The organism is Cupriavidus sp. CuC1, assembly GCF_044627735.1.
Taxonomy (GTDB): Bacteria; Pseudomonadota; Gammaproteobacteria; order Burkholderiales; family Burkholderiaceae; genus Cupriavidus; species Cupriavidus ulmosensis.
Genome location: NZ_JBIUHC010000030.1, coordinates 53,215 through 75,781, shown reverse-complemented (window position 1 = coordinate 75,781; position 22,567 = coordinate 53,215). Strand labels below are relative to the sequence as shown.

Below are 22,567 nucleotides of genomic sequence, written 5' to 3'. Positions count from 1 at the left end.
GCGCTCGCGACATCTTGCAGAAAGTCATTCGCGCCAACCGCCGCTTAAGTTCCAAACAGAATGGAACACTGCACTAGCGGTGGGAATACTCAGGTACTCATGTAGACGCCGATGGCTTCGCTTTGGTGTACGACTCGACGATTTCCTTTAGCTTATCGGCAAGTGCCTCCTGTAGAGTGGTGGGAATCTCCACAAGCTCAAGATTGATCCGCCCATCAGGAAACGTTTTCAATTGACCAAAAGATTGGCCGTCGGTTTTGAAGTCATATCGTTGATGATAGCGGGCTCGCTCCTTCTTGCCGGACGAGCTTGGTGTCGTAAGATCCCTCACGGCGAGCTCGAGTTGTCTTACGGTTCGCTTACCATCAATTACGGCAGATAGGTTTCGTGTCGCTTGTTCTTCGCCAGCTTTGTCAAAAATCAGTTTGATGAAATAAGCGGCCTGGAGCCCTACCCTATCTGCAAACTCCGCCATGCGCTCAAGTATCGGCCGCGGCAATGCGTTCAGCGACAGTACCTTGCTGACATACGCCTTATCCCGACCGACCCTCTCCGCTAGCGCGTTTTGTTCCACGAAGACCTTTTCCTCGAGGACGCGCCGCCAAGCAATTGCATCATCAAAGATGGTTTGGCGCTCGTGGTCATTGTTAGCTCGATAGGCGATTGAATAGAGTTCGGCAGGCGTTGTGTCTGATCGCAGCTCGGCATCAATGAACTTCTCTCCCAAAGAGCGCTTTGCTCGAAGACGTCGTTCCCCGTCGATTAGAACGTACTTGCCCGGGTATTGCGGCAATTGGGTGACCTTGATCGCCTCAATCTGTCCATCACGCTGCAGTGTCAGGGCAAGTTCCTGTACCTTGGATTCAGGATAGAACTCACGCGGGTTGTATGGATTCGAGATGCAATCTGCAATGGAAATCTGAAAGCGATTGCCATTGGCTGTCGCCGTGGACACGGGGATCGCAATGGCGGCTATTGGCTCGGGTGCCGCGGAAGGTCGCGGGCTTGGAAGCGTTTGCGCTTTCTCCTCTGGTTGGGTGCGCTGATCCAAGGCGGCCCGTTCGTTGTTCAAGCCCTTCAGGAGGCCAGCAGCGAGCGACAGGCTGCCAGCGGGCTTCGCCTTCTTTTGATTATTTTCCTTATTCATTTACAACCTTTTTTTCGCGCGATTGAGCGATGTACTGCGAGAGTTCTAAGGCGAGACCTTCAATCTCAGCCCTAGCCTCCTTGACGCCGCGCATATAGCGCTTGCACTCGTGAGCTGTGGTGCCAAGTGCGAAGATCTGTCGATAGATCTCCCGTTGCGCGATCTGGCTGGCTAGAAGGTAAGTTCCTACGTCCTGTTCGCGGAGAAGGGTCATGATCTCCTCTCGCATTCGAGTCTTGCCGTTGATGTTGTTGAGCATCAATGCGGATGCTAACTCTGGATTCACTCGGCGCTGGACGTTTGCTACTTCCCGAATCATGGCCATAGTGCTGAAAAGGTCCGCAGGCGAGGGCCCCATGGGGATCAGACAGAAATCAGCAACCTTGAGTACTTCGGGCGTCCTCGGGTCTTCCAGATTGCCCGGGCAGTCCACCAGGATGAGATCATATTTGCTTTGGAGCTTCCTGATCTCGTTACCTATTTTTTCGCCAGCGGGAGCTAGGCTCGTGACCGAAACTTGGAGAGGCTCCGCGCCGCTCGTAGCCCACCGCAGTGACGTGTTCTGTGGGTCCGCATCCACTAGTGCCACTTCGCTGCCACCAGCCTGAAAAGCCGAGGCCAAATTTAGACTAAGCGTCGTCTTCCCGACGCCGCCCTTTTGGTTCGCAACTGCTATTGTGAATGCGGGCATACTTGCTCCTGGAATATTCTCGGAATTTTATGCGTCACATTTTTTACAGGCAAGTAGTGTTACAGATGGGCTGTGGTTGTCACGTAACAACTGTGACGCTCATCCATCGACTTGCTCACGCCCGGCTGGGCGGGCCGCCTTTGGGTAGTTGTCACGTAACAACCGGCCTTGGGCAGTGGACTCCACATCAAATCCGATTTGCAACAATCTCTGAAGTCGGCGATCCGTGCGTTTAGTTATCCGGGCACTATCGGTTTGCATCTGTTTGCGCATCAAGCCGTCGATTTGAATGGACGTTCTCGTTCTGAATTGCTCGTGCCGTTGCTTCGTATCGTTTCGGCGATGCGCACGAGCCCTGTGCGTGTTGACGGTTGTTACGTGACAACCGTGGGCCTTTGGACTTCCGGTGAATCCCCCCAGCACCAGTTCACAAGCCCAGCAAGCAAGGGCGGCGACCAAGCATTTTCCGAATCTCGGGGGCTATGGGCTAGATTATGACGTTCCTCCCATGTGAAGAGTCGGAGCCCAGGGACGCCAACCTTTAAAGCATCGTGGCTAGCAAACCAGGAATACAGATTGTGTGATCGGGCGGACCGCTCATGCCTTGCAACGAATTCCTCAAGACGGTCGCTGCTCGCCATGTGGCAAGTGGTAAGTCCGCCAGTACTCAGGCTAGCGCCAACATGCCCAAGCGCCGCGGCTCCATGGGAGATGATGGAAGCGCGAATGTAGTCTCCCCAATATCCGTCTGCGGCCAACCTGAAGGGCGTTGGCAGAACGGCCTACGCGGACGTGGCCATCCAACGCCTCGGCCTAGCAGACGGGTGCCGCAGCGAGCCGGTAGTGGTTCCATAACACGTGAGCGATAGCGCACTTTCAATGCTTCCCGCTGACAAGGATCGCCTTGCGAAGGGGCCTAGTGCGCGATCCTGGAGGTCCGTCGCCGGCAGCCGGCTCCATGGACCTAGCGCCGATCTGAGACGTACCCCCCATGCACCAACAGTCTTCTACGAAGAAACGACCGGCCGGGCCGGCTCGTTTCCACGGAAATCCAAGTCAAAACCGTTCTGGCGGACCTGGCCTGCCTGATTCAGGAAAAGCAGCTGCGCCTATCGGGCGTGTTTCTTCTCGGGCCTATGGCGCAACTTGGAGCGGATGAGCATAACTTCCAGGTGTTCGAGGGCACGTGCCTGTGGCAGCGCTGAGGTCACGCCGTTGGCCCGAATCACCAAGGAGACTTCGTCAACCGACGAGCACCTGGCAGCCGCCCAGCTAGGGCGATCCCGCGTGTTCCCGCTGAGGACGGTATGAACGCCAGCCGCACAGCCGCCTTGGACTGCAGTCTCGGTCAGTCCGCCCGTAGTCGAGCTAGCGCCAATTTGCCCAGGGCTGCAGAACCTTGAGCGCACAGATCGCAGGCTCCACCGCAGCCGCTTGGTGCCGCTATCAGCAGCAATGTATGCGCAGGACTGTGCCTGGAAATGTGGAAAGTTATATACTGAAAATCCGTATTGAATGTGGCTCCGGCTGCCCGTGTCGATCAACGCACGCCCTGCCGATCAACGGCTGGCAGGGAAGGGCGGGTATCGCTCACCAGGGCGCGTATCGCCGGAACAACTTGGCTTTGAGCGACACACTCCGTGCTCCAAACTTGGGCTGGGCCAGTTCAGAAATGGAACGTACCAATGTGACCGAGCGTATCGCTGCCTTCGATCACCGAGTCGTAGCTCCCGGCGCGGCCACCGCGCCGGCGGTATGTGGCAAGCGCATGGCGTGACAGAAGCCGCTGCAGACAATCCCAATGATCAGAGCGTTGAATGTGGTTGCCGACGGCAGGATCGATCCAGGACGCCAGCCAGGCGATGCGCGACGCGAACAATCGGGTGCTGATTAACGTGTGGCGCGGCCGGCGGGGGATGAAGCCCGGATAGCCCTGCATATCGAATTCAGGGATGGCCCAGATCGCGTCGTGATGCCCGATCCGGTTGCGGACGTCACGCACTGCCCGGAGCAGCCGGACGATACGTTCGCGAAACTGCTGAGAAGCGTAGATCGTGCCCGCCGGCGCAGCTGGAAAGGCCAGTGACAGCGCTCTTGCCTGCAGTCCGTTGGGGTGACTTGCTCGACCTAAGCCGTTCACAAGCTGTTCCCAGAAACCGAACGACAGTGCGGCAACAATGTCGTCGTGGCCAACGGCGCGCCCCCGCTTGGACCGACGGTCGATGATCTTCTCGATCTCTTTCTTGTCGATCGAAGACATCGAATGTGGCGTTTTCGGGACTGGCGCACCGGCGTGAACGGGCCCGGAGATCGGCAACATCCAGGGTGCGGAATCCGTCGAGGCGTAGAATTGAGAAAGGCTGCGATGCAACGCATTGCGCAGCGACACCTCGAAGTCACCGAGAATGGGCAGTAGGGCGGCAGCGACCGCTTGACACCAGCTGTAGCTGCCCATGAGATCGGTGCTCGACCGGCTGTCGAAGAAGCGTTGAACCGTGGCCAGGCGCGGCGCTGTTAGGTGATTCTGCATCGATAGGGCGACGAGGGAAGCGTGGGTGCCATGATACCGGCACTCAACACTCACCATAGAAATGCGAGAGCGGGTACTTGATAATCGGGTATAATCCCCTATGAGACGGGGGTGGTCCGGGATTCCGGACGTGCCTCCGTAATTAGAGTCAGAACCCCGCGCAAGCGGGGTTTTGGCTTTCTAGGGCCGTCCTCGTCACAATCTCCAGAGCGAAGAGGGTGGCTACATCGTCGAAGCCTTGCGGTTTGCCTCGCTGAGGCCCGTGGTTCGCTAGTCTCTGTCGCCGTCCTAACCCGGCCGTTGAAGGCCCGGCCACCAAGTGAATAGTCGGAGAGCTCGAACTGGATGGGCACGGCAACAGCTTTGCCGTTTTGCAGATTGAGAGGGGCGGCACTGCATCTCCTGCCACGGCCTTCTCCGTCTCATTGCCCAACGACGGCACGTTGGAGAACTGGATCACCATCGTCAGATAGATCGGCCCTTGTGGGATCGGCCGCTTGGCGGGGCTGGCCACCGCTCACCCGACCCGAACTTCAACGGGGTTGCCGCACCATCAGGCCGACGCCATCGGCCACCTGCAGTCGAACCCTCTGCTGGCCCGGCTCGCCCCGGGGCATTTCAAGACGCTCCGGGCGCCGTCCATCGCGGTTCCGACGATACCCATTAGTACCGTCCGAAGCACCTCGTGCTGGCAATACATCGTCACTTCTCATCGGGTGCCGTCTGGTCGCACGACGCTCCGAAGCCTGTGCAGACGACGTCACGCCTCCGTAAGGGTCCCAATCCCAGCTCGGCGCGGCGCCCATCAAGTTCGTCGAGGGCTCGCTCCAGTTGAGGTTGCAATGCTGACTCCACGTCGCCGCGGGAGTCGTCATAAAACGACACCGCGAGCGCGGCCTCGGCAGCTGGCAGGTCGAATAGCCGGCAGACGTGGTGCAGGTTGGCGCGCTGGACGCCCACCCGTCGATCGCCGGCGCACCGCCATCCTGGTGTGGCTTGGCTTGACACTCGACACGCGGGCCGTCATCGACCCCAGAGTGCCAGGGGGAGGGCGTCGGTGGAGGGCGTCGGGAAACACCCCGGCACCAGGGTGGGATCGGAACCGCTTCCGCCCGTCGGGCCCGGGCAGTTCGTTGGCCACGAGCCGTCCCTCGGTGGGCAACACGTGGCTGCCGCCCGGCAGGGTGAAGGCGCTGGTGGCGGTCGGACCAGATCTGCCGCGCCCAGCCCGCCTGGGCGTCCGCATCGGCAGTCGGACTTCAGGTGTGCGAACGGCGCTTGGGCCCGGGCGGCACCCGTTTTTACGTTTTTCCCAGTGCATGATTACCTTAATAATCATGCACTGCGAAAATAAGGTACGCATGACCGCGTCTCGCGCTACAATGGCGCACATCGCCCGCTAGGCCTTGCCCACCTTGGTCACCCGCCTTGGCCGGGGCGGTGGCTGCCCCGGTCCGGGTCACGCGACCGCACGCAACCTTATGGAGCCCGCGACCATGCGCTTCCTGCCCGCCCGATTCGCCGTTGCGGCCATTGCCGCCGTCTTGCCGCCGGCCATTGCGCTGGCCGCCAGCGCGGTCCCGGATTGTCAGACGGACGCGCTGTGGCGCTTCGATGCCGCTTGCCTTGCCACAACCCGCAGTGACCTAGATCAGCAGCAGGCCAACGCATTGGCAGCGCTGCGCCAGGCGGCCGACCCGCGCCGGCGCGAGCTGCTCGCGTCCGCGCAGGCCGCCTGGACCTCCTACCGCCAGGCGCAATGCGAGAGTGAGGCCGACCTTGCCCGGGCCATGCACGCCGACGATGGGGCCAAACGCACCATGGCGCCCTCGGACCGGCTGCGCTGCGAAGTCCGGCTCTCGGAAGCCAGGCTCATGGAACTGCAGGCGTTCGCCAAGCGCGCGTCGCGCTGAGATCGCGCCGCGCTGCTGCCTTCCTCCGTCGCCAAGACCGCCACGACCATGCCCTTGACCGCTATCCACACGCTGACCGGCGAGCCGATCGATTCCATTTCCTGTTCGCCGGACGCGTGGGCTGCGCTGCGCCGCCTGCCCGTCGGCACGCTGGTGATGAAGGGCAACCGCCAGCCCGCGGTGCTCAAACGCAGCATTCGCGGGCTGCAGTTCTTCGCGCACCCGCCGGGCGGGCGCGATCCAAATTATCAGCCGGAGTCGCCCATGCATCTGGAGATCAAGGCCGAGCTCGTGCGGGGGCTGCGCGCGGCCGGCTACCGGGCTGCGCCGGAGCAGGGTGGGACTTCGCCCTCGGGCGAGGCATGGGAAGCCGATGTGCTGGCCGAGGGCGAGGGCCGGAAGGTGGCCTTTGAGGTGCAGCTGTCGCCGCAGACGCTGGAGGAGTACGAGCGCCGGTCGCTGCGCTACCACGCTTCCGGCGTCGAGGTGGTCTGGCTGATCCAGGGACACCATTACCACGCCTTCAGCGATAGCCTCTATTACCGGGACCCCGCGCGCGCGTGCCGCTATCCCGGACATGCCGACTTTCCCGCGTTTCCTGTCCGTGCCCACAATGCCAAGCACCACTCCGGGACTGTGGCCGGTGCGGAAGTGGTGGTGTGGCCGCGCGATCGAGCGGTGGCCAATCTCTGCGTGGCGGCGTTCGCGACTGGCTTCCTCCGCGCCACCCCGCTATTTTTGGTAGGCACCGGCTGGGTCTGGCAGGCTGCGGCGACTTGACGGCACCATCACCATGACCACGACCATCCCGGCTGCCTCGTTGCCTACCGATTCCGTCACTGTGGCGCCGCCAGCCGCCGCGCCCCGTCGCCGCCGGCGCACGGTCACGCGACGCCATCTGCACCGCGGCCACTTTGGCTTCCTGCGCGCCATCATCCAGGGCCTGCATGCCCGTCCGATGTGGGAACGCTACCTGCTGGACGAGGGCGAGATCGAGGCGGAAGCCGAGCTTGCCGCCCGCGGCCCGGGCGGGGTGGACGACGAACTGCCGGCGCAGGACCGCGCCGCACGGAGCTTTGCTGGTCACCCCAAGGTGCGCCGTGTCACGGCCTGGCTGCGCGGCGAGCTGGCCGCCGCCGCCGGCCGCGCGGAGCGCTATGGCATGGCCCGGCTGGTGCGGGTCGACTTCCGCCAGATCGGGCGCCCGGGCGAGGGCCTGCCGTCGCTGGAAGACTTCGCCGCCGAAGCCGGCCTCGACGGCTTCTCCCAGGCCGAGCAGCAGGAGGCGTACCGCACCCGCTTCGGCCGGGCGCTCGAGCGGGAGGCGAAGCGCGCCGCACTAATGCGCCGGCAGCTGGATGCGGTCGACTGGCTGGAGGGCAAGTACGCGCAGCCGGTGCTGGCCGGCGACGCCTGCCGCGCGTGGCTAGCCGACACTCTGGCCACGCGGCTGGAGGCGGCGGGCGTGGCCACGCTCTCCGACCTGATCGACCGCATCAACAGCCTGGGCAGCGGCTGGGCGCGCAGCCTGCCGGCGATCGGGGCCGGCAAGGCCCGCGCGGTCGAGGCCTTCCTGCGCACCCATGCCGAAACGCTCGGCAAGGGCATCGGCGCCCACGTGGCGGTGCCGCGCCGCCAGCGCTATGCGCACGAGCTCGCGGCGGTGGTGCCGCGCGGATCCCGCGCGGGCGCGCTGGTGCCCCTCGACAAGCTGATCCTGCCGGCCGAGCTGGATGGCCGCGCCGGCGCCTACCGCCTGCCGCAAGCGCGCTGCCTGATCGGCGCCCACAACGACTATGAGGCGGTGCTGTCCTGGCTGCGCTCCAAGGCCGGCCTGCCGCCCGAGCAGGTGGCACGGCTGCGCGAGCGCCGCCGCGACCTGGCCACGCTGCCGGGTCCGCTGGACTGGCTGCACTACCTGTCGCACACCCAGCGGGGCTACCGCCGGGAAGCCGAGCGCTTCCTGCTGTGGGCGCTCGTGGTGCGCGCCAAGCCGTTGTCCTCGATGGACACCGACGATTGCCTGGCCTACCGTGACTTCCTCGCGGCGCCCCCGGCGGACTGGTGCGCGCCGCGCTCGCGCGAGCGCTGGAGCCCGGTCTGGCGCCCCTTCGAGGGGCCGTTGTCGCTAGCGGCGCAAGCCCTGGCGGTGCGGATACTGACCAATCTCTACCGCTACCTCAACGACAAGAACTACCTGGCCGGCAACCCGTGGCAGGGCATCCATGTGCCAAAGAGCGTCAAGCCGAAGATGGACACGGGCCGCAGCCTGACCGAGGAGCAATGGGCCTTCGTGTCCGGCTGCCTCGCGCGGCTGCCGCCAAGCTCGGCCAACCAACGCCTGCAGGTGGCGCTGCCGCTGCTGTACGCCACCGGTCTGCGCCTGTCCGAGGTGGTGTCGGTCACCACCGACGACCTCGAATGGGTGAGCCTGCCCGGTGCCAAAGGCGGCGGCGCCAAGGCGCGGGAGGAGGGCTGGTGGCTGACCGTGCTCGGCAAGGGCAACAAGCCGCGTCGGGTGCCGGTGCCGGAGGCGGCGATCGAGGCGCTGGGACGGTACCTGGTGGCGCGGGGCTTTGCCGCGGACCCGGCGGCGAACCGGATCGCGGGCGGCGTCGCGTTGCTGGGCCACGCCACCGACCAGGCCGAGCGGGCGCCGTGGGCCAAGGCCGATCGCGCCGGCGCGCAAGCCGCGCTGGCCGCCACCACGCTGTACCGGCAGATCAAGCGCTTCTTCCAGGCCTGCGCCAGCGAGCTGGACCTGGTGGATGCGCGCGGCGCGGCGCGCCTGCGCGCCGCCAGCACCCACTGGATGCGGCACACGCATATTTCCCACGCGCTCGCGGCCGGTGCGCCGCTGGAAATTGTCCAGCAGAACGCCGGCCACGCTTCGCTCGACACAACTACCCGATACATCACTACCGAGGATGCCCGGCGCATGGCGGCGATGAAGCGATTCTTCCACGAAGGGAAGGCCCAATGAAGAATGCCCCCTTGACCAGACTTGGCCTCATGACGAAGGTGCAGCGCCGCTTCATTCTCGCCATGAACCAAGCGGGCGCACGCTACGTGGTTATCGGCGGGAAGGCGATGCAGGGACTTGGTATTCTCAGACCGACACATGACTTGGATGTTTGGATGAGCACTACTGGATTCACACCGAACCAGGTTCACGCAGTCCTACGTGGCCTAGCCGGTGCGAGTTCGGAAAGTCTGCTGGACCGGCTCCACAAGTCCGGTACGCGGGTGGCGCTCCCGAATGAGATGGCGCCCGACATCGATATCCTCACGTCGGTGGGCGACATGGATTTCGATGAGATGTATGTCGCCAGCCAACCGGTACGTTTCGGAGCCACCGTGTTTCGGATACCCAGGAGAGAGGATTTGATCCGAACAAAAGAGGCCGGCATCAACTCGCTAACGGAGCGCATCGTCGCTGGCGTTTGGGTGGCGACCGACCTGGAGAAGGCCCAGGCGGCGGTTACGCGCGATATGGCAGACATCGAACTGATCCGCAACAGCGGCGGGTAGCATTTGGTGGCGGGTGCGGCAAGCGGCTGCACGCCGCCAGCACGCACTGGCAGCCTCCACACCCGTATTTCCCAAGCGCTGGCCGCCGGGGCGCCGCTCAAGATGGTGCAGCAGATTGCCGGACACGCCTCGCTCGATACCACCACGCGCTACGTGACCACCGAGGCGGCGCGACGCATGGAGGCGATGCGGGCGGTGTGGGATGCCGGCAAGAGTGAATGATCGTGCGCCCCCAAATCGTTGCACTTTTCCGACTCCCAAAACGTTATACCTATGTCTCTTGAGATCGAGCGCGCCGCAGCCACGGTGTGGATCCGTGTCCAGATGGCCAGGCACGGCCTGACCTTGACCGACCTGCAGGCAGCCGGCTGCTTTGCCGAGAACGCGCCGCCGGCGGCACCCGCGCCGACGCGCATCTACCGCAACGCCGAAGGGCAGAAATGGGACGGGCAGGGCGAGATGCCGGCCTGGTTGCAGCGGGCCGTCAATGCGGGGCAGTCGGCGGATCATTTCCGGGTCGGCGCTTAGCGGCCCGCTGTCTTCTCGCTTGCGGTGGACCATCCAGTCGTAATTGAGATGCCGCACATGTGAAGCAATGACCTCAGCCAGACTCCATGCGATCTTTGCCACTTCAGCCTTATTGAGCCCACTCACGCGCCACTTCAAGAGCCAACCGACTCGAGCGGCGACACCCTGGGTGCCTGGTCTCGCGTTGCGAATGTAAAAGCAACTAGTACCATCACCCGCACGCCGCAGACCTAGCTCGTCGTGACAGATTCTTCGAAGCCCTCGACTTTGAGGGTGAGTGCGATGGAGGTGCTCGGCCACTTCGCGGTTCTACGAAAGACCTTCGGGTCAGCAAGCGCGGCAGCCTTGAGTCGCTCGGCCAAATCGGACAATTTGACTTCTGGGACTTGCCGGACGACTTCACCCTCCAGAACGCGCCGCCTGGATTCATCCTCGGCCTGCTTCTTCCACAAAAGCAGAGTCTCGACGGTAAATTCTGAATCGGTTGAGTCAATCGCCTTACCGTGATCGCGGCACATCCAAATGCCGTTCGCCACGGACTAGCGTTCCTCGGGGGACATGGCCGCGTCTAGCGGGGTCCGCCGGATGCTGCTGCACAAATGTGGGCTGAGGTGCCGATGCTGATGAATTTATCGTCGTCATCGGCGGTCGCGCCGACAGTAGGCTTGTGACAATTCGGAAATGAGCAAAGCCATCCCGCGCGCTTTGCTATCCGCAGCACGGTCGCCTGCGTAAAGTCGCCTCGGTTTCTTTTCGCCACGTTGCGGATGCTCCGTTATCGGCAGCCTGCTGTCGCTGATGCCGAGCTTCAGCTGCGTATTGGTGGTCTTTGGGGCTGTCTGCAGAAGCATTCTAGCTCGCCGCCGATGTGCTGGGCGGTCGACCTGTGGCAATGAGAGGAACGGCGGACATGAAATGACGGGTTTACCAAACACTGAGTTCCAATTAACGCATCTAATGCATACATTCTGCCGCCGTAAGCCGCCTACGGCCTGTACGCAGCAGCCGGAATGGTGGATGGCTGTACGACGCGCGGAGCTGCCAGCGTCTCGAACGTTAGCTCTAAATCAGGGCAGCCAGGACGGCGTTGCTGGAGGTCTCTATGCACGTACCGACAAAGCAGAGAGAGACTTAGACATGGCGATTCATTACCTCGAAGACCTGGCAGCTGGCCAACACTACCGGACTGGTTTGCATCAGCTCGATGCAAACCGGATCAAGACATTCGCGGCCGAGTTTGACCCGCAGCCCTTCCATATGGATGAGATAGCGGCCACGCGATTCCATCTTTCGCGGATTATCTGCCAACGGATGGCACACCGCCGCGTTGACTATGCGATTGCTTGCGGGCGGAGAGTTCCGTCCCGCGGGAGGCTTCATCGGCGCAGGTATAGAGGAGTTCCAATGGCCGCGTCCGGTGCGGCCTCATGACGTCTTGCGCGTGGAGCTCGAGATTTTGGATGTGCGCGTATCGAAGACCAAGCCGCAGCAAGGAATCGTGCAAGCGCGTTGCACTACGCTGAATCAAAGCGATGAGCCTGTGCAACGTTTCGTCATAAACCTCGTGGTACAGCGACGCATCTTCGGATGCTGCATAGCCTGCGTCGGCGGATGGCGGGCCCCGAGGCACAGCAGCTGCGTCCGGGCGTCCAGACTTGTGCTTGTCGCCTCTAAATATGATGGCTGAATATGGTGCGAATGCTCAATGAATTGGAGCTGACCGGCCGAGCTCGGACCCATGTCGTCCAGTGCTCCACCCCTCGATTTGCTGCGCAGTCCGAAGCCGTTACGGCGTTTCTCGACATGCGTGCAGACGCGGGACGTGCTGGCATTGATTTACTTCCATATAGCAGCTTCCGGGACTTCCGCACTCAGTTGCGTATCTGGAATAAAAAGTTCAGCGGCCAGAAGCCGCTTTACGACATGCACGGCAACGTGCGCGATTTCAGCGCGCTTTTGCCGTCGGAAGTCATCGACTGCATTCTCAATTGGTCTGCTGTTCCGGGAGGAAGCCGGCATCAATGGGGAACGGAGATTGACGTAGTTGATGGCGAAGTGATGCCTCCTGGCTACGTACCGAAACTCCTACCGGAAGAGGTTGCGCCTGGAGGGATGTTCTCGGCTTTGCATCACTGGCTCGATGAAAATGCGGCTAAGCATGGCTTCTTTAGGCCCTACAAGCACTACAAGGGAGGGATGTACCCAGAACCTTGGCACCTTAGCTACGCTCCACTATCCATGCCAGCGTTGCAGCAAGTCACGCCTGAACTGCTTACAGAGGCAATTCGAGAAGCAGATGTCCTCGGTAAGGAGCTCTTGCTCGAGCTGATTCCCAGCATCTATCGAAACCATATTCTTAACATCGTATTGCCTGACGAACAGTAACGATCCAGCGCTCTTGCCTTTGCTTCGCGGAGGAGGCGCTGCGTTATGCCCCGGCTGCTGACCTGTGGCCGGGAAGATTACGACGATTGAGAAGGGGCCTTCGACGCTCGAATTGGGAGGCTGCGCCAATGTGTACCTTCGCGGTGTCTAGCCAGGTATCCTTGAGTCGCCGCTGGGACTTTACGAAGCCGCATCTGCGAATGCAGACCCAATGCAGCCGCATCGCCCGGGTCGAGGTCCTCACTCTCTCGGTGGGGCAATTGCAGCGTTCTGAACTGCGGGCCCGCCACAGCAAGGCACCATCGTCTGCGAATGAAATTACGTGCCTATCTATGGGCGTAACTGCCCCACAAGTTATGAGTCCGCGCGCGGTGTTGTCTACGACTTCGCGTCGAGCCGTGCGGGTGAGCATGCGCGCCTTCCTGAAAGACTGGTAAGGCAAGCTCGTGTGCGACGATTACGCGGGCTATAAGGCGAGCTTCGGCGCGGACGTGATCGAGCTTGCAGTTGCAGTCGCAGCAATAACCATTTTCTCCCAAAACTGAATGATCGGTTTTTCCGAATACTGAGTTTCGGTTGGCGCATCCAATTCGGGTGTTCTGCCGCAGTAACATGGGTGGCCGGATTGGAGCGACCGTCCTGAAGGACGCTGAATCAGTTTCGAAGACATGTAATTCATATGTTGACCAGAGAGTTGCTCAGCAGCGGTAGTTATGTCCAGGCTTACTCGGACACGCGCGGCGACATCGTATGGACGGAGAAGGAGCTCCTCGCCTCGTTGCATAAGGCGCTAGATGGCCGTACCGGCGGCGATGGAGTGTGGCTCTTTGCATATGGGTCGCTGATCTGGAATCCCCTTATCCGCTTTGACGCAACACGAGTTGCAACCGTATCAGGCTGGCACCGAAGCTTCTGTCTACGGATGAGCTATGGCAGGGCTCAGCCAGAGTGCATCGGGCGAATGTTGGGTGGAACCTAGTGGCACCACGAGCGGAGTTGCATTCCACGTCGAAGAAGAGGACCTCTTGCAGGAATTGGCCATCATTTGGACGAGGGAGATGGTCGTGGGCGCCTATGTGCCAACTTGGGCGCGCGTGGATTTTGCTGACGGAACGACGGCGGACGCCATCTTGTTCGTTGCAAATAGCGCTCACTCAATTTACGAGCAGGATGCCACCATAGAAACAATAGGTCCGTCCATCGCCAGGGCGTCAGGCCCGTTTGGCAGCAACGCCGAATACGTGACCGCTCTGGCTGACGCTCTGCGAAGCCTCGGCCTGGTGGATGACTATATCGAAGAGCTGGAGCGCTATCTTCGCGCATGCCCTGCCTAGCGACCGTGCGGGCCGGCATCCTCGAAGAGAGCATCAGACAATCAAGCGACGTGGCCGGTCGCACGTGCGGTCGAAAGGATCGGCGATACCTCGTCTCCTTGCTGCTGCTGCGCGAGGCATTCTACGGCGCTACGCGCTTCGATGAATTTCAGAAGAGGCCAGGCATCTCGCCCAACATGCTGGTTCGGAGACTGGCCAAGCTTATCGACGAGGGGTTGCTAGCTAGGCGGCAATACAGTGCTCTTCCCCGTGACGAAGACGTGCTCACTGAGCGCGGACCAATCCTCCTGACCTTGATGGACCGCAAAGCAGACGTTGCTGTCGCTGGAAGGTGCAGGGTGGGACGAATAGCCAGGCGCAGTTGGGCATTTTCCCCTGAACGTCGTGCAGCCATTGGCGCAGGTCAACCGTCGATGAAGGACAAGGGACCCAGGAAATCCATCTTGCCCACGTCAACGCCCCGGTGGCGCAAGATTGCATAAGCGACAGTGAGGTGAAAGTAGAGATTCGGGATGGTCATCTGGAGGAGATAGTCCTGACCCTCGAGGTATTTTCCAGGAGCCCAGGATAGCCTGACATGCCGCTCCACCGCGTGCTGGTATTGGTGAGCTGTCACGCTTCTGCAAAATTCAACGGTCTTGCGAATGCGCACGCGGACTTCGTCGATGGTTTGTTCGGTGTCCTCGTGCTTAGGAGGCGTCTGGCCCGACAGCCATGCTGCGGCACCCTTGAGGTAGTCGCACGCGCTTTGCACTTGATATATGAAGGGCTGCATGTCCGGAGCCAGGCGACTTGTCATCAGCTCGGACACGTCAAACTTCTGCGCTTGCGCATACTGCTCGGCCTTGTCGAGTAGCGTGTAGAGATTTTCGACGCTTTGGGTAGCCTGTTGAATAGCGGCGTAGTACATGTCGATTGCCTCCGAAGGCATTGAGTGTTGAGTGGGCGGCCAGTGCAGTTACGGAACGCAAAGTCAGCACACTGCTTCTTGAAAGGCGGGCTTGCCAGCGGGTGTCATGGTATCGCTGATTTATCCGGCGCGCTGGTGTCCGGCCACCCGTGCACTTGCACTGGTCTGCGCCGACGCATAGCTGAACGGGAGAACAAAAGAGATGGATCTGCTGACAACGATACAAGAGCCCTTGAAGCAGCCGACAATCGCCGATGTCTAAGCTCTCAGAGTCTCTGCCCTGTGTAGCGCAACCCGCAAATGGCGCGGTGCACAATAGGAGTCCGCCGGAGAGCAGCATACGCCGGCGAGAATCGATTACCTGTCGTTCCATAACCCCTCCCATGGGGGCCGAACGAATTCTACGATTCAATTGATTCGTGGAGATTGTGCCGATTTTCGGATGAACCTGCAAGGCCGGAGTGTCTCAGAAGTACCGGTGTTGTTTGCTGGGCGTCGCGACTCGAAAGCGAATCACGCAGACCTGGCAGCGGCCGTTTAGCAGGAATACAAAGTTATCTATGACGCCATTGCTGCAAGCGATCCCGACGCGGCTGCCGCGGCTGCCGAGCGTAGGTCAACGGCCTCTCCGGCCTTCGGGACGCTCCAGCACAAGTAGCAGCCCAAGAATGGTCAAGAAAAGTGAATACTGTGTTCGCAGCCTGCGAATAGGTATCGCGGCACAATATGATGGCCGTCCCAATACCCACTCGCACATCGCGGTAGGAGACCTACATGAGCAGCGCAAAGGAACGTTTCTTCCAAAGTCTTGAGAATCATGATCGCATCGAAGTGACAGGCGAAGACGCGGTACGAAGTTTCCAGAATGCTGTTGAGCAACTCGGCCAGCTTATTAGCACTTGGCTCGAGGGAAGGATCCAGTTAGGTGTGTCAGATGCTCGCACCCTCTGCGACCAGGAAAACGTCTTAACGAAATCGTACACACTGAAGTTTAAAGACAAACACGTATCGTTCGTGCCGCTACATGTGCGCGCCATCGGCGCTGCTGGAGTCATTGGTGTCAAGGGGCTGCGGTACGACGCGCAATTGACGCTCAGCGCCAATGGAGAATGGTGGGTCACTACCAAGCAATTTGGTGAGCACGATGGGATACGCCAGCTTCTGGACGAAGAAAGGTTATTTGCGCTACTCGAAGACGCTCGCTGAAACAGAGCGCGGATACAGAAGAGAGCCCTAGCAGTCGTCGATGAGATGCCTTGGGATACGCCATTGTCCATCGATTGGCGACCCAAGGCTGTCCGCCTAATTTCGGCGTGCGCCGATACCGAAACCATGGTCTACGTGAGAAGAAAGTCATCTTGCGTTACACGATCCGCGACCTTCGTGAAGCTTGCTTGCCGCCAGCCATGCGCGATATCTCGGATTCTGGGTATTCCCGCTCAATGTAGGCGAGGGCCTCTGCTTCGGAGTCGAAAGCGATAGAGCGGTCGGAAACTCCGGAGTTCCGTATCAGCGTCACGAAGTATCTGCCGCCAATAGGTCGGCTGAGTACGACTCGCAGGCTGGGAAGAGGGACCATGGGTAGAGTTTTGTTGAGGGGCTACCAGGGAGCGGTTAACTCCCGGAGATTCCTGCTCTTACGTTGAGACCTGCCGATAGCCCACATCGCAAATCATCAGCTTGTTACCGGCCGTCCATACCTGAAAATTTCCAGATGCGTTCGGTAGAGGCTGGATGTTTCTCGAGAAGCTCAACCGGCCGGATGGGCCGCGGTGCAAAATTTCCGCCACAGTTGGGGCACCTGTGGTTGAGAACCCCATCCGCGCAATCTCTGCAGAACGTACATTCGAAGCTGCAAATCATGGCATCGGCCGAATCAGGCGGCAGATCCTTGTTGCAGTACTCGCAGTTTGGACGTAGCGTCAGCATGCTTGTCTCCATCAAATTTGCGAGATATGGGCCAACCGAATTGATAGTCACTCGAGAGAACGAGCTTGCGTCCCCAGCGCGTGAAAATCTTGGCCCAGAGCCGAATACCCTGGGCCGCCCCCGTCGAGAGTGGTTATCCCAGGAGTTCCTGCAGCTTGCCGTAGGCCATCGAATTCGGCGAAAGCGCCTCTGAGCGACCGCTCTTGAGGAATTCGCGGGCAAGCGCCTCGGTCACACCAAAGCTGACTTGCGAGATGCCCGAGCCAGCGCTAAGGCGACGCACCCCAAGCTTTGCGAGACCCGCCGCATCCGGTAGGCCAGGCCACGCCATGACGTTCAGGGGCAAGGAGACCTCATAAGCGACTTCGCTGATGTGGCCAGTCTGCAGGATGCCTGGCAAGAACAAGCCATCTGCACCGGCTTCTGCATAGAGTATTCCGCGGCGGATCGATTCTTCGACGAGCTTTGCTTTCGACGCAAGTCCGGCTAGGAAAACGTCGGACCGCGTGTTCACAAACAAGTCTCTGCGTGCCTTGGCGACAGCGCTCGAGATCGCCTCGATTTTGGAAGCGAGCAGTGACGGATCATCTGTACCGTCTTCAATATTGATGCCTGCGATGCCAAGGTCCACCAGACGCATCACATTGTCGGCTACTACCTTGGGCTTGTCGGAGTAGCCGTTCTCGATGTCGATTGTCAGTGGAACGCTCAGTACACGGAGCATGCGCCGCACCGCGTTCACAGTCTCCTCTATGGGCAACTCGCGCCCATCGCTATAGCCGAGAGACCATGCGACGCCTGCACTGGTAGTTGCGACGGCAGTTGCGCCCAGACTCTCAGTCAGCCGAGCGGTCCCGGCGTCCCACGCGTTCGCGAGGATCAGCGGCATTGGATTGGCGTGAAGCTTGCGGAAGGTATCGACAATCTTGGACATGTTTGACTCCAGTTTGACGGCGTACAGGACGCCGGACCAAATATTTCGGGGAAGAAGTGGCGGCGGATGCCGCCTTCTGTTTTCCTCCCGGGGATTAGCTAGCTTTCGTTCCATTTGTCGGTGCAGGCTCCCACCCACCGCCGAGTGCACGAAACACGCCGACGGCAGCTCTCGCTGCATTGGCGCGGTTTGCATCGAACTCATCGCGCGCGGTCAGTAATTGACGGTCGGCGTCCAGAACATCAGTCAACGTGATGGACCCGGCGCGATAGGCTTGTTCCGACAGATCGCGGGCTTTTAGAAGCGCCTGGACCTCATCCCGAAGCTGGACCACATGAATCTCCGTCTGCGTCAGGGTGGTGAACGCGTTCTCCACATCCTCGGTAGCGCGAAGCACAGCCTTGCGATAGAGCGCCAGAGCCTCGGCGTTAGCGCCGCGTGCCTGAGCCACCTCTGCGTCCACCTTGCCGAAATCGAACAGCCTCCAGCGCAGCGCACCGCCACCGGTCGCAGTGAAGGCGGAGGAAGTGAAGAGCTTCCCAGCGTTCAGACTGTCGAATCCGAGGGCTCCAGACAGCGAGATTTTGGGGTAGTAGTCGGAGATCGCTGCGCCGATACGCTCACTGGAAGCGGCCAGACGACGCTCAGCGGCAATGATGTCGGGGCGGCGACGCAACACCTCCTGGGGCTCGGCATCCGCAGGCACGCCGGGGACAGCCGGAATATCGCTTGCCGCCCCTAGTTCCTGTGCATACGTACCAGGCTGAACGCCCATCAGGACATCGAGTCGATTGAGCTGCTGCTCCAAGCCAATGCGCAACGGAGGAACAGAGGCCAAGGCATGCTTCAGCAGCGCGTCAGCCTGCGCAACCTCCCGTCCCTGTGCTGCGCCAGCATCGTAGCGGTCACGTACCAGACGTAGCAGACGTTCATCCGTCTCGATCTGCTTTCCGGCAATGGCCAGTCGCACCTGGTAGCCGCGGATCTGGAAGTAGGCGTCGGCTGCGTCGGCCGCGACCATCACGCGAGTGCCAGCATGGTCAGCTTCTGCCGCAACTGCCTCATATTCGGCTGCCGCTGCACCGCGCCGCAGCCCACCGAACAGATCAATTTCCCAGCTAGCAGCAGGACCAACCGTGTAAAAAGGCGTGTTCCGCTTGAAACCCGGGCTTCCCGAAGCGACAGAGCCGAGGGGGCCACGCAGGCTCTGGTGCGTATAGCCGGCCGCTGCGTTGAAATCCGCCGTAGGCAGAAGCTGTGCGCCTGCGCTACTCGCCACCGCCCGAGCCTGTTGCACGCGTGCTATCGATGCCGCCAGGTCCAGGTTCTGACCGAGTGCGCGCTGGACGATGTTGACAAGCATCGGGTCGTTAAAACCGCGCCACCAGCTCTCCAGCGACGGCGCCGGTGCTGCTTTATTCGCTGCGGCGGCCGTGCTGTGAAACGGCGTCATATCGTTTGTCGGCGGTGTGTAGTCAGGGCCGACGGCGCAGCCTGCCAACATTGCACTCAACAACAGGGTGCCTACTGCTGTCCTGGACAACTTTGAAGGAATGCGGATCATGCTGACCTCCCAATGCGGAGTCGATTCAGAGCGCTCGACACAGCAGGACTGCTACGGACTCTGTGGATCATGCTGTAGAAGGCAGGCGTGAACAGCAGACCGAAGATCGTCACACCCAGCATTCCGAAGAACACGGCGGTGCCGAGAGATTGGCGCATTTCAGAACCAGCTCCGGTAGCTACGACCAGCGGTGCCACACCCGCGATGAAGGCGAACGATGTCATCAGAATCGGGCGCAGACGAGTCCGAGCCGAATGCACTGCTGCATCTTCTGCGTTTGCACCATCCTCATCCTGCCGCTGCTTAGCGAACTCGACGATGAGAATCGCGTTCTTCGCCGCTAGCCCAAGGAGCACCACGAATCCAATCTGGGCCAGGATGTCGATCGGCATATTGCGCAAGTGCAGGCCCGAGGACGACGCAAGCAAGCACATCGGGACAATCAGGACGATGGCCAACGGAGTCTTCCAGCTTTCGTATTGCGCGGCCAGCACGAGGAATACGAACAGGGCCGCTGCAGCGAAGATGGCAATCGTCGGGATACCGTGCTGCTGTTGCTGATATGCAAGGTCGGCCCACTCGAAGCCGATGCCCGACGGCAACACTTCCTTGGCAAGCTCCTCCATGCGCTTCATCGCTGTACCGGAAGCCACACCAGGCGCTGCTACACCCATCACTTCAGCTGCCGGGAACAGGTTGTGTCGCGGTACGCGATACGGCGAAGTCAAGTCCTTGAACGTGGCCACAGAACCGATAGGCACCATCTCCCCGTCTGCATTACGCACCTTCAGCCGTGCAATATCCCCGGGCGTCTTGCGGAATGCTTCGTCGCCCTGGGCGAGCACTTGATAGGTGCGGCCGAGGTAGTTGAAGTCATTGACGTATTGCGAACCGAGGTACAGCTGCAGAGTGGAGAAGACGTCGGTGGTCGTCAGACCAATCTTCTCGGCCTTCAGACGGTCAATATCGGTGTATATCGACGGAGAGCCGGCGTTGTACAGCGTGAAGACACCACCAAAGGTCTTGTCCTTGTTCGCTGCGGCGACCAACGTGTTCGCTGCCTTGGCCAGCGCCTGCGGCCCGAGCCCATCGCGGTCCTGGAGCATCATCTTGAAGCCACCGGCAGCACCGAGGCCCTGAACTGCAGGCGGTTGCACGACGATGACGTAGGCGTCCTTGATGACAGACAACCGTTCTCGCAAGGTTTGAACCATCGATGCAGCCGTGACACCCTTCATATGTTCACCGTAGAGGGAAGGGAGGGACGTGAAAATCGTCCCAACATTCGGTGACACGGTCGACGTGGTGACATCGAATCCCGTCGTCGGCGAGGTATGCGTAACCCCAGGGGTCTTCAGGGCAATTTCATTGACTTCACGAACTACCTTGTCGGTGCGCTCGAGGCTCGATCCTGGCGGTAACATGACGATTATCGCGAGATATCCAATGTCTTGCTCAGGAATAAAGCCAGTGCTCATGCGTGACATCTGCAGGCCGGTAAGACCAATCAGGCCGACGTACGCCACCACGACAATCACGCCAGCGCGAACCAGGCGAGCGGTCATCTTGCCGTAGCGGTCCGACAGCCACTCGAACCCAACGTTGAACTTGCCGAAGAACCGACGGAAGAACGCGCCAATGCCATGGGCCTTCGCATGGGCATGGTCGTGCGGCTTAAGCATGACCGCGCACAGGGCCGGGCTCAGCGTCAGCGAGACGAAGCACGAGATAACCGTCGATGCGGCAATCGTGGTTGCGAACTGCTTGAAGAAGAGACCCGAGATGCCCGAGATGAAGGCCGTCGGCACGAACACTGCGCACAGCGTCAACGCGATGGCAATCAGGGCCGTCGAGACTTCAGTCATTGTCTGGTGAGCGGCTTCGAGCGGAGACATACCAAGACTCATGTTGCGCTCGACGTTCTCGACCACGACAATCGCGTCGTCCACCACAATCCCCACTGCCAGCACTAGCCCAAATAGCGACAAGTTGTTCACCGACATTCCGAGCGCAGCCAGGACCGTGAAGGTGCCAAGCAGCGAAATCGGGATGGCAATCACCGGGATAATTGTGGCTCTCCAGCTCTGGAGGAATATGTAGACAACGCCGACGACCAGGATGATGGCGATAAAGATGGTCAGAATGACTTCATCGATGGAGTACGTTACGAAGTTGGTCGGATCGTAGATCTTGATGTAGTCGACGCCCGGCGGGAAGTCCTTCTTGAGCTCCGCCATCTTGTCCCAGACCGCATGCTGAACTTCAACCACGTTTGCGTCCGGCGTGGCGATGACCCACCACGGTGCCGAGACATGGCGGTCGGCATATGCCTTGGAGCCATAGTCAACCGAACCCAGTTCTACGCGGCCCACATCACGGATACGCGTAACCCGGCCCTTGTTGTCGGACTTGATGATGATGTCAGCGAACTCTTCAGGCTTGGTCAGGCGCCCCAGCGCTTCGACGTTGACCTGATACGCTGCGCTGTTCGCGACGGGAGGTACGTTCAACGCACCTGCCGACACCTGAGCGTTCTGTGCGCGAAGCGCTGCCATGATTTCGCTCGCGCTGATGTTGTATGCGGCAGCCTTATCCGGGTCGATCCAGATTCGCATTGCATAGCGGCGCTCGCCGAGTGCCCAGAAGTCAGCGACACCAGGGATGCGTGCGATCTCATCCCTCACGCGGAGCATGTAGTTGGAAAGATACTCAGCGCTACGCGAACCGTCCGGCGAATAGACGTGCACCCCAAGCAGTAGGGCCTGAATGGTCTTCTTCACCTGGACGCCCTGAAGCTGGACTTCTTGTGGCAGCCGAGACAACGTGTCCTGCACCCGGTTGCGGGTGAGCATCAGCGCTGTATTCGGATCCGTCCCGATTTTGAAAATGACGGTGATGGTAAGCAATCCATTACCCGTCGACTGGCTGCTGATGTACGACATGTTTTCCACGCCGTTGATGGCTTGCTCGAGGGGCGTGGCCACCGTGCGGGCGATGGTCTCGCCAGACGCGCCCGGATAGGCGGTCGTAATCTGAATGGTTGGCGGAACAATGTCCGGATATTGAGCCACGGGCAGCGTGGTCATTGCTGCCAGCCCAAACAGGACAAGGAAGATATTGAGCACCGCGGCGAACCGTGGATGGTCAATAAAGAAGTGAGCGAGCTTCATG

The 22,567-nt window shown here is 60.6% G+C and carries 20 protein-coding genes and 2 pseudogenes; 13 read left to right on the top strand and 9 right to left on the bottom strand.

Annotation, left to right across the window (positions count from 1 at the left end; translation table 11 throughout):
• Positions 1-97 precede the first annotated feature (97 nt).
• The 3 genes from ACGLHR_RS15580 to ACGLHR_RS15570 form a co-directional block, all read right to left on the bottom strand.
• Positions 98-1,147, bottom strand: a complete 1,050-nt coding sequence (locus tag ACGLHR_RS15580) for a ParB/RepB/Spo0J family partition protein (RefSeq protein ID WP_400094971.1) — start codon at positions 1,145-1,147, stop codon at positions 98-100.
• Positions 1,140-1,838: a ParA family protein gene (locus tag ACGLHR_RS15575; RefSeq protein WP_253933275.1), complete on the bottom strand. Its 699-nt coding sequence runs from the start codon at positions 1,836-1,838 to the stop codon at positions 1,140-1,142. Before ACGLHR_RS15575 ends, ACGLHR_RS15580 begins: the two co-directional genes overlap by 8 nt.
• Before the next feature lie 1,666 nt (positions 1,839-3,504).
• Complete coding sequence (locus ACGLHR_RS15570; protein WP_400094969.1) at positions 3,505-4,368, bottom strand: hypothetical protein; 864 nt, start codon at positions 4,366-4,368, stop codon at positions 3,505-3,507.
• 1,496 nt (positions 4,369-5,864) lie between these two features.
• Between ACGLHR_RS15570 and ACGLHR_RS15565 the strand changes: the two genes are divergently transcribed.
• From ACGLHR_RS15565 to ACGLHR_RS15540, 6 genes are read left to right on the top strand one after another with little or no spacing between them, the layout of a single operon-like run.
• Entirely contained in the window at positions 5,865-6,281 is a 417-nt protein-coding gene (locus ACGLHR_RS15565) for a lysozyme inhibitor LprI family protein (protein ID WP_400094968.1), read from the top strand.
• 54 nt (positions 6,282-6,335) lie between these two features.
• Positions 6,336-7,061 carry a hypothetical protein gene (locus ACGLHR_RS15560; RefSeq protein ID WP_400094966.1) on the top strand — a complete coding sequence of 242 codons (726 nt, stop codon included), beginning with the start codon at positions 6,336-6,338 and terminating at the stop codon, positions 7,059-7,061.
• A gap of 13 nt (positions 7,062-7,074) precedes the next feature.
• Positions 7,075-9,264, top strand: coding sequence for a phage integrase family protein (locus ACGLHR_RS15555; protein WP_400094964.1), 2,190 nt, complete (start codon positions 7,075-7,077; stop codon positions 9,262-9,264).
• Positions 9,261-9,812, top strand: coding sequence for a hypothetical protein (locus tag ACGLHR_RS15550; RefSeq protein WP_400094962.1), 552 nt, complete (start codon positions 9,261-9,263; stop codon positions 9,810-9,812). The genes ACGLHR_RS15555 and ACGLHR_RS15550 overlap by 4 nt, the downstream gene beginning before the upstream one ends.
• A 6-nt stretch (positions 9,813-9,818) precedes the next feature.
• Positions 9,819-10,034 (top strand): hypothetical protein, encoded by a 216-nt coding sequence (locus ACGLHR_RS15545; RefSeq protein ID WP_400094960.1) that lies wholly within the window; start codon positions 9,819-9,821, stop codon positions 10,032-10,034.
• A 51-nt stretch (positions 10,035-10,085) separates the two neighbouring features.
• The gene (locus ACGLHR_RS15540) at positions 10,086-10,340 is read left to right on the top strand and encodes an H-NS family nucleoid-associated regulatory protein (RefSeq protein ID WP_400094959.1); all 255 of its coding nucleotides are present in this window, start codon (positions 10,086-10,088) and stop codon (positions 10,338-10,340) included.
• Between the two features lie 230 nt (positions 10,341-10,570).
• Here ACGLHR_RS15540 and ACGLHR_RS15535 read toward each other — a convergent pair whose 3' ends face one another.
• Positions 10,571-10,876 (bottom strand): hypothetical protein, encoded by a 306-nt coding sequence (locus ACGLHR_RS15535; RefSeq protein WP_400094957.1) that lies wholly within the window; start codon positions 10,874-10,876, stop codon positions 10,571-10,573.
• A 601-nt stretch (positions 10,877-11,477) separates the two neighbouring features.
• Here ACGLHR_RS15535 and ACGLHR_RS15530 point away from each other — a divergent pair.
• From ACGLHR_RS15530 to ACGLHR_RS15505, 6 genes and pseudogenes are all read left to right on the top strand, one after another.
• Positions 11,478-11,919, top strand: a pseudogene (locus ACGLHR_RS15530) (MaoC family dehydratase); the annotation flags it as partial.
• 119 nt (positions 11,920-12,038) lie between these two features.
• The gene (locus ACGLHR_RS15525) at positions 12,039-12,725 is read left to right on the top strand and encodes a M15 family metallopeptidase (RefSeq protein WP_400094956.1); all 687 of its coding nucleotides are present in this window, start codon (positions 12,039-12,041) and stop codon (positions 12,723-12,725) included.
• A gap of 321 nt (positions 12,726-13,046) precedes the next feature.
• Positions 13,047-13,228: pseudogene (locus ACGLHR_RS15520) on the top strand (transposase); the annotation flags it as partial.
• Between the two features lie 176 nt (positions 13,229-13,404).
• Entirely contained in the window at positions 13,405-13,704 is a 300-nt protein-coding gene (locus ACGLHR_RS15515) for a gamma-glutamylcyclotransferase (protein ID WP_400094954.1), read from the top strand.
• Entirely contained in the window at positions 13,655-14,059 is a 405-nt protein-coding gene (locus ACGLHR_RS15510; RefSeq protein WP_400094952.1) for a gamma-glutamylcyclotransferase, read from the top strand. The genes ACGLHR_RS15515 and ACGLHR_RS15510 overlap by 50 nt, the downstream gene beginning before the upstream one ends.
• Positions 14,047-14,541, top strand: a complete 495-nt coding sequence (locus ACGLHR_RS15505) for a winged helix-turn-helix transcriptional regulator (RefSeq protein ID WP_400094951.1) — start codon at positions 14,047-14,049, stop codon at positions 14,539-14,541. The genes ACGLHR_RS15510 and ACGLHR_RS15505 overlap by 13 nt, the downstream gene beginning before the upstream one ends.
• Here ACGLHR_RS15505 and ACGLHR_RS15500 read toward each other — a convergent pair.
• Positions 14,463-14,969 (bottom strand): DUF1993 family protein, encoded by a 507-nt coding sequence (locus ACGLHR_RS15500; RefSeq protein WP_400094949.1) that lies wholly within the window; start codon positions 14,967-14,969, stop codon positions 14,463-14,465. The two genes, ACGLHR_RS15505 and ACGLHR_RS15500, sit on opposite strands and share 79 nt — an antisense overlap.
• A gap of 774 nt (positions 14,970-15,743) precedes the next feature.
• Here ACGLHR_RS15500 and ACGLHR_RS15495 point away from each other — a divergent pair.
• Positions 15,744-16,175, top strand: a complete 432-nt coding sequence (locus tag ACGLHR_RS15495) for a hypothetical protein (RefSeq protein WP_400094947.1) — start codon at positions 15,744-15,746, stop codon at positions 16,173-16,175.
• Between the two features lie 477 nt (positions 16,176-16,652).
• Here ACGLHR_RS15495 and ACGLHR_RS15490 read toward each other — a convergent pair whose 3' ends face one another.
• From ACGLHR_RS15490 to ACGLHR_RS15475, 4 genes are all read right to left on the bottom strand, one after another.
• The gene (locus ACGLHR_RS15490) at positions 16,653-16,898 is read right to left on the bottom strand and encodes a DUF1272 domain-containing protein (RefSeq protein ID WP_400094946.1); all 246 of its coding nucleotides are present in this window, start codon (positions 16,896-16,898) and stop codon (positions 16,653-16,655) included.
• A gap of 133 nt (positions 16,899-17,031) precedes the next feature.
• Positions 17,032-17,832, bottom strand: coding sequence for an isocitrate lyase/phosphoenolpyruvate mutase family protein (locus ACGLHR_RS15485; protein ID WP_400094944.1), 801 nt, complete (start codon positions 17,830-17,832; stop codon positions 17,032-17,034).
• A 94-nt stretch (positions 17,833-17,926) separates the two neighbouring features.
• Positions 17,927-19,396 carry an efflux transporter outer membrane subunit gene (locus ACGLHR_RS15480; protein ID WP_400094943.1) on the bottom strand — a complete coding sequence of 490 codons (1,470 nt, stop codon included), beginning with the start codon at positions 19,394-19,396 and terminating at the stop codon, positions 17,927-17,929.
• Positions 19,393-22,566 (bottom strand): efflux RND transporter permease subunit, encoded by a 3,174-nt coding sequence (locus ACGLHR_RS15475; protein WP_400094941.1) that lies wholly within the window; start codon positions 22,564-22,566, stop codon positions 19,393-19,395. Before ACGLHR_RS15475 ends, ACGLHR_RS15480 begins: the two co-directional genes overlap by 4 nt.
• Position 22,567: the final 1 nt, after the last annotated feature.